The following is a 9,136-nucleotide window of genomic DNA, read 5'->3' as shown; positions in this document are numbered from 1 at the left end:
GGTCACGCGGGGGCCGCGCGGCGTGTGGGGCTGCTCCTCGATGAACTGGGCGCCGAGGATCTCGCGCACGACCGCCTCGCCGTAGCGCTGACGGCCGTCGGCGGTCGCCGAGCGGGTCGTGCGGGTGACGGGACGCGCGGCGGGAGCCGGACGCTCGGCGACGGGGGCGGGCCGCGACGGGGCGGCGGGCTCGGGCGCGGCGGCGGGCTCACCGGGCGGCGCGACGGTCGCCCAGGAGTCGGGCATCGGCGGCTCGACCGGCGGCATGTCCTCCTCCGGCGGCTCCTCGTCGAACGGGGGCTCGTCGGACGCGGGGGCCGCGGCAGGGACCGGCGCGGCCTCGGGAGCGGAGTCGCGGACGGGAACGGAGTCGCGGACGGGAACAGCGGCAGCGGCGGGTGCCTCGAGGGAAGCGGAGGCGGTCGCGGCCTCGACGGCCGGAGTCGGATCGGCGGGGATCGCCACGGTGGCCCAGCCGTCGGAGCCGGTCGCGGCCGGGACCGACGCAGCCGGGGCGGGCGCGGCGGGCGCCTCGACGGCGGCGCGCTCGGCCTCCGGCGCGGCGGCGCGCGGCTCGACGCGGGCGATGTACTTCACCCGCAGGCCGAGGACCTGCTGGATGGCCTGACGCAGGTACTCGCTGACGCCGGGCTGGCCCGCGGTGCCGGGCATCTTGAAGGACTCGACGTCGTTCTGGCTCGGGAACGAGAGGGTCAGGACGTCGTCCTTGAGGGCACGCACCTGAGCCGTGTAGGCGACCAGCCAGGCGGTCATCTTCGCCTTCTGCACGACCTCGAGGATCTCGGGCCAGGTGTCCTTCATCCGCTGGAGGGTGACCGCGCCGTCTGCGGGGGCGTCCGGAACGGCTGCAGCGGGTGCGGAGGCGGCCGGCGCGGCGGCCGCCGCAGGGGATGCGACGGCCTCGTCCGGCGACTCCTGCTCGATCGGCTCCGGACGAGCCGCCTCGGCGGTCGTCGCGCGCGGGCGTCCGGACGCGGCGGGCGCGGTCTCGTCCGCCTCCGGCGCGGCCGCCGTCTCCTCGGGGGCCTTCACCGGGGGCGCATCGACGGGTGCGGACGCGGTCACCGGCGCCTCGGCGCGCGGAGCGGCCGCGAGGGACTCGGGCACCGAGCCGGGAGCGGCGGCGTGCGAGGCGTGGTGGGGCTCGGGTGCTCGCTGCGGCTCGGACGACCGCGGGGCGGGCGCCGCGGTCTCGCGCGGCGCGGCCACGTGCCGCGGGCGCTCCTCCTGCGCCGCAGCGGGCGCGATGCCGGCGCCGGTGCCGTGCACCAGGGTGCGGGCGACCATCAGCTCGAGGTGCAGGCGCGGCGAGGTCGCACCGGTCATCTCGGTGAGGGCCTCGTTGACCACGTCGGCGATGCGGGAGAGCTCGGCCAGGCCGAGCGCACGGGACTGGCCGGCCATGCGGTCGAGCTCGTCCTGCGAGACGCCGCGGAGCACGGCGGACGCCGCTCCCCCGGTCGCCGCGACGACGATCAGGTCGCGGAGCTTCTCGAGCAGGTCCTCGACGAAGCGGCGCGGGTCCTGCCCCGTCTGGATGACGCGGTCGACCGCTCCGAACGCCTCGGCGGAGTCGTGCTCGGCGAGCGCGTCGACCACCTCGTCGAGCAGGGCCCCGTGGGTGTAGCCGAGGAGGGCGACGGCCCGCTCGTACTCGACGGTCTCGGCCTCGGAGCCGGCCATCAGCTGGTCGAGCAGGGAGAGGGTGTCGCGGACGGACCCGCCGCCCGCACGGACCACGAGCGGCAGCACGCCGGCCGCCACGTGCACGCCCTCGCGCTCGCAGAGCTCCTGCGTGTAGTCGAGCATCTGGGCCGGCGGGACGAGCCGGAACGGGTAGTGGTGCGTGCGCGAGCGGATCGTGCCGATGACCTTGTCCGGCTCCGTGGTCGCGAAGATGAACTTCACGTGCTCCGGCGGCTCCTCCACGATCTTGAGCAGCGCGTTGAAGCCCTGCGGCGTGACCATGTGCGCCTCGTCGAGGATGAAGATCTTGAAGCGGTCGCGCGCCGGGGCGAAGATGGCGCGCTCGCGCAGATCGCGCGCGTCGTCGACGCCGTTGTGGCTCGCCGCGTCGATCTCGACCACGTCGAGCGAGCCCTGGCCCTCGCGGCTGAGCTCGACGCAGCTGTCGCAGACGCCGCACGGAGTGTCGGTGGGGCCGGTCGCGCAGTTGAGGCAGCGGGCGAGGATGCGCGCCGAGGTGGTCTTGCCGCAGCCGCGGGGGCCGCTGAAGAGGTAGGCGTGGTTGACGCGGTTGGTGCGCAGCGCCGTCATGAGCGGATCCGTCACCTGGGACTGGCCGATCATCTCGGCGAACGTCTCGGGCCGGTACCGGCGATACAGAGCTGCTACCACCCGACAAGAGTAGCCGCGACCTCCGACACCGGAGCCGGGGCGGCGGAGACGGGAGCGCGCGTAGCCTCGGAGCCGTGCACCCTCCGCCGCCGCTCCCCCGCTTCGACGCCGTCGTGCTCGCCGGGGGACGGGCCTCCCGCCTCGGCGGCGCGGTCAAGCCGCTCCTGCGGCACCGCGAGTCGACGCTCCTCGGCGCGGCCCTCGCAGCCGTTCGCGGAGCCGAGCGGAGGGTCGTGGCCGGACCGCCGTCGCTCGCAGCGGCCGTCGACGGCGCCGAGCTCGTCCAGGAGGATCCCCCGTTCGGCGGTCCGGTCGCCGGGATCTCGTCCGCCCTGCCCCTGCTCGAGCGCGCGGGCGCTCCCGAGTGGGTCGTCGTGCTCGCCGCCGATCTCGTCGCGCCCGGCCCGGCGGTCCGCCTGCTGCTGGAGGAGGCGGCGAGCGCCGTCGAGGACTCCCTCCTGGCCGTCGACGACGACGGCCGGCCTCAGCAGCTCCTCGGCGTGCACCGGCGCTCAGCGCTCGTCGACGCTCTCGCGGCGCTCGGCGATCCCGACGGCGCCTCCGCGCGCGTGCTCCTGCGCGACCTGTCCGTCAGGCTCGTCGCGGTCCCCGCAGGGACGACCGACGACGTCGACGCGCCCGCCGACGCGCTCCGGCACGGGATCGACCTGCCGGGCCCGCGCGGCGCAGACTGAGCGGATGGACGACACCACCGGCCCCCGCCCCTCCGCCTCCGACGGCACCCGCCCCACCGAGGAGGTGCTCGCCGGCTGGTGGGCCGACCTGTCCTCCGCGCTCGGCCTCGCCGAGGTCCAGGCGGACCCGGACGCCCTGCTCGCCCTCGCCGGTCGCGCTGCGCACGGAGTGGTCCGGCCGGCGGCTCCGCTGACCACGTTCCTCGCGGGCTACGCGGCGGGCCTGGCCGGAGGCGGACGGGACGCGCTCGACGCGGCGCTCGCGGCCTCGCACCGAGCGGTGGACGAGCGTTCGCACGCCTCCTGAGAAGCTACTCCACCGGCCTCGATCCGGCACCAGGCCGAGGTCGTACGGTTCGCACGAGTCCCGGTGCCGCGGCTCGGACCGAGCGCGGCGCAGGACTCCCGCGGCCGACTGCGCCGCGGTCGTCCATGTGAAGGAGCCCCGCATGTCAGGCAACAGAGCCGTCGCCTACAAGTCCCCCGGAGTCGTCGAGGTCATCGACATCGACTACCCCACCTTCGAGCTGAAGGACGGACCCGGCGTCAATCCGGCGAACATCGGGCGGAAGCTGCCGCACGGCGCCATCCTCCGCACCGTCTCCACCAACATCTGCGGCTCCGACCAGCACATGGTCCGCGGCCGCACCACCGCTCCGTCCGACCTCGTGCTCGGCCACGAGATCACCGGCGAGGTCGTGGAGGTCGGCCCCGACGTCGAGTTCGTCAAGGTCGGCGACATCGTGTCGGTGCCGTTCAACATCGCCTGCGGCCGATGCCGCAACTGCAAGGAGCGCAAGACCGGCATCTGCCTCAACGTGAATCCGGACCGCCCGGGCAGTGCGTACGGCTACGTCGACATGGGCGGCTGGGTCGGCGGGCAGGCCGAGTACGTGATGGTCCCCTACGCCGACTGGAACCTGCTGGTGTTCCCGGACCGCGATCAGGCGCTCGAGAAGATCCTCGATCTGACGATGCTCTCCGACATCTTCCCGACGGGCTTCCACGGCGCGGTGACCGCCGGGGTCGGCGTCGGCTCCACGGTCTACGTCGCAGGAGCGGGACCGGTCGGACTGGCCGCGGCGGTCGGAGCGCAGCTGCTCGGAGCGGCCGTCGTGATCGTCGCGGACCTCAACGAGGAGCGTCTGGCGCAGGCGCGCTCCTTCGGCTGCGAGACGGTCGACGTCTCGAAGGGCGATCCGGCGGGCCAGATCGAGCAGATCCTCGGCGTGCCGGAGGTCGACTGCGGAGTGGACGCCGTCGGCTTCGAGGCGCACGGCAACGGCGCCGACTCGGGGAAGGAGGCGCCGGCGACGGTGCTGAACTCGCTGATGTCCATCACCGCGGCGGGCGGCGCCCTCGGTATCCCGGGGCTCTACGTCACGGGCGACCCGGGCGGAGTCGACGAAGCGGCCCAGGAGGGCTCGCTGTCGATCCGGCTCGGGCTCGGCTGGGCGAAGTCGCTGTCCTTCACCACGGGCCAGTGCCCGGTGATGAAGTACAATCGGCAGCTGATGATGGCGATCCTGCACGACCGGGTGCACATCGCCGACGCGGTCCAGGCCACCGCGATCAGCCTGGACGACGCTCCCCGCGGCTACGCCGACTTCGACAAGGGCGCCGCGAAGAAGTTCGTGCTGAACCCGAACGGCTACCTGGGATGACCGACGGGGCGGGTCCTGCCCAGGGCCCGCCCCGAGCCCCGGGAGAATGGACGGGATGAGCGCGCACGGGCACGAGGCGACCGACTGGGACGAGGCCAGGCGGATCGTCGGCGGAGCGGTCGCACGCTCCGGCGTCGCGACCGTCCCCCTCCTCGACGCGCGGGGAGCCGTCCTCGACCGCGACGTCGCCGCCGCGCGGCCGCTCCCCCACTACGACTCCTCGGCCATGGACGGCTGGGCCGTGCGCGGGCCCGGGCCCTGGCCGCTCGAGGACGGCACCGCCGCTCCGATCGTCACCGGCGCCGCCGTGCCCGAGTGGAGCGACGCGGTGCTGCCATCCGAGCAGGGCGCGGTCTGCGACGACCTGCTCACGGCGCGGACGCCCCTCCCGCCCGGCCGCCACATCCGGCTCGCGGGCGACGAGGCCTCGCGCGGCGCCGTGCTGGTCGGCGCCGGGACCCGCCTCACTCCCGCGCACCTCGCCCTGCTCGCGGTCGCCGGGATCGACGCGCTCGACGTCCGGCCACCCGCCGCGGTCGACCTGCTCCTCACGGGGGACGAGGTCGACACCGAGGGGATGCCGCCCGCGGGACGGGTCCGAGACGCGTTCACACCGCTGCTCCCCGCGCTGGTCGAGCTCTCGGGCGGAGCTGTGGGAGAGGTCGTGCGCCGCGGCGACGACGAGGACGCGATCGCCCGGACGCTGCTGGCGGGCACGGCGCCGATCCTCCTCACCACGGGTGGGACCGGGCGCTCCCGGGTGGACGCGGTCCGCCGCGCCCTCGATGCGGTGGGGGCGCGCGTCCTCGTCGACGGCGTCGGCATGCGCCCCGGCCACCCGACCATGGCTGCGCTGCTGCCGGGCGGGACGCTGGTGATCGCGCTGCCGGGCAATCCGCTCGCCGCGCTGCTCGCGGCGCTCTCCTTCCTGCCCCCGGCCCTCGACGCGGCGTCCGGCGCCGCTGCCCGCCCCCTCGGCCGGGGTGTCCTCGCCGAGCCGCTCGGGCGCGCAGGGACCACGGTGCTCGTACCCGTCTCCTCCGGCGAGGACGGCTGGCGAGCCTCCGCGGGCATCCGCTCGCACATGCTCACCGGGCTCGCCGCCTCCGAGGCCGTCGCCGTCGTTCCCGCGCCGGGGGCGGCAGCGGGCGACTCCGTGCGCCTGCTGCCGCTGCCCTGGTGAGGCCTACGCCGCCGGCTCGAGGCGGATCACGACCGACTTCGAGGTCGGCGTGTTGCTGATCTTCGCGGTCGAGTCCAGCGGCACGAGGACGTTCGTCTCCGGGTAGTACGCGGCCGCGCAGCCGCGGGGCGTGTCGTAGGCCACGACGCGGAACGCCTCCGCCCGCCGCTCGACGCCGTCGGGCCACTCCGAGACCAGGTCGACCATCGCTCCGTCCGCGAAGCCCAGCTCGGCGACGTCGTCGGCGTGGACGAACACCACTCGGCGACCGTCGTGGATCCCGCGGTAGCGGTCGTCCTTGCCGTAGATCGTGGTGTTGAACTGGTCGTGCGAGCGCAGCGTCTGCAGCAGCAGCCTGCCCTCCGGCACCCGCGGGTACTCGAGGGGATTCGCGGTGAAGCGGGCCAGGCCGGAGGGGGTGTCGAAGCGGCGCGAGTCGCGCGGCGGGTGCGGGAGGACGAAGCCGCCGGGCACGTCGATCCGGGCCTCGAAGCCGTCGAAGCCGGGGACGACGTTGGCGATGTGCGAGCGGATGCGTCGGTAGTCGTCGCGCAGTCCCGCCCAATCGACCCGGGGGACGTTCTCACGGCCCTCGAGCAGCCGCTCCGCGATCCCCGTGAGGATCGCCACCTCCGAGCGCAGGCCCGGGCTCGGCGGGCGCAGGCGGCCCCGGGAGGCGTGCACGGCGCTCATCGAGTCCTCGACCGTGACCCGCTGCTCGCCCGAGCGCTGCACGTCGGAGTCGGTGCGGCCGAGGGTGGGCAGGATCAGCGCGCGCCGGCCGGTGACGACGTGCGAGCGGTTGAGCTTGGTCGAGACGTGCACGGTGAGGGCGAGCGAGCGCATGGCCGCCTCCGTCACTCCGCTGTCGGGCGTCGCCCGGGCGAAGTTGCCGCCGAGCCCCATGAAGACGCGGGCCTTCCCGTCGCGCATCGCCCGGATCGCGGCGACCGTGTCCGTCCCGTGCACGCGCGGGGAGGAGAAGGAGAACTCGCGGTCGAGCGCGTCGTGGAAGGAGTCCGGCATCCGCTCGAAGATGCCCATCGTGCGGTCGCCCTGCACGTTCGAGTGGCCGCGCACCGGGCAGACGCCTGCGCCGGGCTTGCCGATGTTGCCGGTGAGCAGGAGCACGTTGACGACGTCCTTGAGCGTCGCGACGGAGTGCGCGTGCTGGGTGAGGCCCATCGCCCAGCAGACGACCGTGCCCTCCGACGCCGCGATCAGCTCGGCGACGGTGCGGATGCGCGTCTCGTCGATGCCGCTCGCCCGCTCGATCTCGTCCCACTGCACCTCGCGCAGCCCGTGGAGGTACTCGGCGAGGCCGCCGGTGCTCTCGCGGATGAAGGCGTGGTCGAAGACGTCGCCGCGCGCCTCCTCCGCCTCGAGCAGCGCCTTGCCGAGGCCCTGGAAGAGGGCCTGGTCGCCGCCCAGCCGCACCTGGAGGAAGTGATCGGCGAGGGCCGTGCCGTCGCCCAGCGTGCCGCGGACGGTCTGCGGGTTCTGGAAGCGGAGCAGCCCCGCCTCCGGCAGCGGGTTCACGGCCACAATGGTGCCGCCCGCGCGCTTGGCACGCTCCAGAGCGGTCAGCATCCGCGGATGGTTCGTGCCGGGGTTCTGGCCCGCGACGATGATCAGCGGTGCCCGCTCCACGTCGCGCAGGCTCACCGAGCCCTTGCCGATCCCGATCGTCTCGGTGAGGGCGGAGCCGCTGGACTCGTGGCACATGTTGGAGCAGTCGGGCAGGTTGTTCGTGCCGAAGCCGCGGACCATCAGCTGGTAGACGAAGGCCGACTCGTTCGAGGTCCGGCCGGAGGTGTAGAAGATCGCCTCGTCGGGGCTCGCACAGGCGCGCAGCTCCTCGGCCACGAGGTCGAGCGCCTCGTCCCACCCCACGGGCCGGTAGTGCGTCGCGCCCTCCTCGAGCAGCATCGGCTCGGTGAGACGCCCCTGCTGGCCGAGCGCGAAGTCGTCCCACTCCTCCAGCTCCGCGACGGGGTGCGCGGCGAAGAAGGCCGACGTGACGGTGCGGAGCGTCGCCTCCTCGGCGACCGCCTTCGCTCCGTTCTCGCAGAACTCGGCGACGTGCCGCTTGTCGCCCTCGGGCCAGGCGCAGCCCGGGCAGTCGAAGCCGGTCTTCTGGTTCACCCGCAGGAGCGTCTCGGCGCTGCGCACCGGGCCCATCTGCTTGAGCGATATCTCGAGGGCGTGGGCGACGCCGGGGATCCCGACGGCGCGTCTCTTCGGCGACCGGACGGAGAGGCGGCTCTCGTCGATCGGACTCTCGCGGGGCTCGGCGTCATCGACCATTCCTGCATCGTACGTCCGCACCCCGGCATCGCTCCCGGTTCCCGGTGGGAGGATGACCTCCACCGCCTGAGGAGACCCATGACCCGCAGTGTCGCCCGCACCCGCCTGACCGCTGTCCGCGCGGACGATCCGCCCCGCCGCCGCGAGGACGTCCTCGCCGTCGAGGAGCCGCTCGAGATCCGCGTCGGCGGACGGCGCTTCAGCGTGACCATGCGCACACCCGGCGACGACTTCGACCTGGTCGCCGGGTTCCTGGTGTCCGAGGGGGTGCTCACCGAGTCGGAGCAGCTGGCGGCGATGCGCTACTGCGCCAGCGGCTCCGGGCCGGGCGAGAACACCTACAACGTGGTCGATGCGAGTGTCCGAGGCGGACGGGAGTCCGTGCTGCTCGAGCGCGAGCGGTCGGTCTACACGACGAGCTCGTGCGGAGTGTGCGGGCTCGCGTCGCTCGAGGCGGTCGCCACCGACTCGGCGTGGAGCGTCGCGGAGGACGGGCTGCGGGTGGAGCGGGAGCTGCTGGTCTCGCTCCCGGACCGGCTCCGCGAGGCGCAGGCGGTGTTCGAGCGGACGGGCGGCGTCCACGCGGCCGGGCTGTTCGACGCGGACGGCTCGCTGCTGGTGCTCCGGGAGGACGTCGGGCGGCACAACGCCGTGGACAAGGTGGTCGGCTGGGGGCTCCGGGAGGGCCGGCTGCCGCTGCGCGGGACGCTCCTGCAGGTGTCGGGGCGCGCCTCGTTCGAACTGGTGCAGAAGGCCGTGATGGCCGGCATCCCCCTGCTCGCCGCGGTCGGTGCCCCGTCGTCGCTGGCGGTGGACCTGGCCCGCGATTCCGGCCTCACCCTGATCGGCTTCAGCCGCGGCTCCGGCTTCAACCTCTACGCGGGCGACGCGCGCCTGCTGCCCTGAGC

Annotated in this window: 7 protein-coding genes; 5 read left to right on the top strand and 2 right to left on the bottom strand. The window is 74.3% G+C overall.

Annotated features, from left to right (window positions below):
• Positions 1–2,379, bottom strand: a 2,379-nt coding sequence (locus C5D44_RS15670) for a DNA polymerase III subunit gamma and tau (RefSeq protein ID WP_104282204.1), incomplete at its 3' end; no start/stop codon positions are given.
• A 74-nt stretch (positions 2,380–2,453) separates the two neighbouring features.
• On the opposite strand from C5D44_RS15670, the gene C5D44_RS15665 reads away from it, so the two are divergent.
• The 4 genes from C5D44_RS15665 (at position 2,454) to C5D44_RS15650 (ending at position 5,921) form a co-directional block, all read left to right on the top strand.
• On the top strand, positions 2,454–3,074 hold the full coding sequence (locus tag C5D44_RS15665) for a molybdenum cofactor guanylyltransferase (protein WP_181118536.1): 621 nt from the start codon (positions 2,454–2,456) through the stop codon (positions 3,072–3,074).
• Between the two features lie 4 nt (positions 3,075–3,078).
• Positions 3,079–3,381 (top strand): DUF6457 domain-containing protein, encoded by a 303-nt coding sequence (locus C5D44_RS18355; protein ID WP_219815363.1) that lies wholly within the window; start codon positions 3,079–3,081, stop codon positions 3,379–3,381.
• 142 nt (positions 3,382–3,523) lie between these two features.
• Positions 3,524–4,738: a formaldehyde dehydrogenase, glutathione-independent gene (gene fdhA, locus C5D44_RS15655; RefSeq protein WP_104225123.1), complete on the top strand. Its 1,215-nt coding sequence runs from the start codon at positions 3,524–3,526 to the stop codon at positions 4,736–4,738.
• A 55-nt stretch (positions 4,739–4,793) separates the two neighbouring features.
• Complete coding sequence (locus C5D44_RS15650) at positions 4,794–5,921, top strand: molybdopterin molybdotransferase MoeA (RefSeq protein WP_181118535.1); 1,128 nt, start codon at positions 4,794–4,796, stop codon at positions 5,919–5,921.
• Positions 5,922–5,924: 3 nt separating this feature from the next.
• Here C5D44_RS15650 and C5D44_RS15645 read toward each other — a convergent pair whose 3' ends face one another.
• Entirely contained in the window at positions 5,925–8,228 is a 2,304-nt protein-coding gene (locus C5D44_RS15645) for an FdhF/YdeP family oxidoreductase (protein ID WP_104282199.1), read from the bottom strand.
• Between the two features lie 78 nt (positions 8,229–8,306).
• On the opposite strand from C5D44_RS15645, the gene fdhD reads away from it, so the two are divergent.
• On the top strand, positions 8,307–9,134 hold the full coding sequence (gene fdhD, locus C5D44_RS15640) for a formate dehydrogenase accessory sulfurtransferase FdhD (protein WP_104277913.1): 828 nt from the start codon (positions 8,307–8,309) through the stop codon (positions 9,132–9,134).
• The last annotated feature ends 2 nt before the right edge of the window (positions 9,135–9,136 follow it).

The organism is Rathayibacter sp. AY1B5, from assembly GCF_002932795.1.
Classification (GTDB): domain Bacteria; phylum Actinomycetota; class Actinomycetes; order Actinomycetales; family Microbacteriaceae; genus Rathayibacter.
Note: the sequence above shows the minus strand (reverse complement) of the source record. Positions and strands in the feature narration are given on the sequence as shown.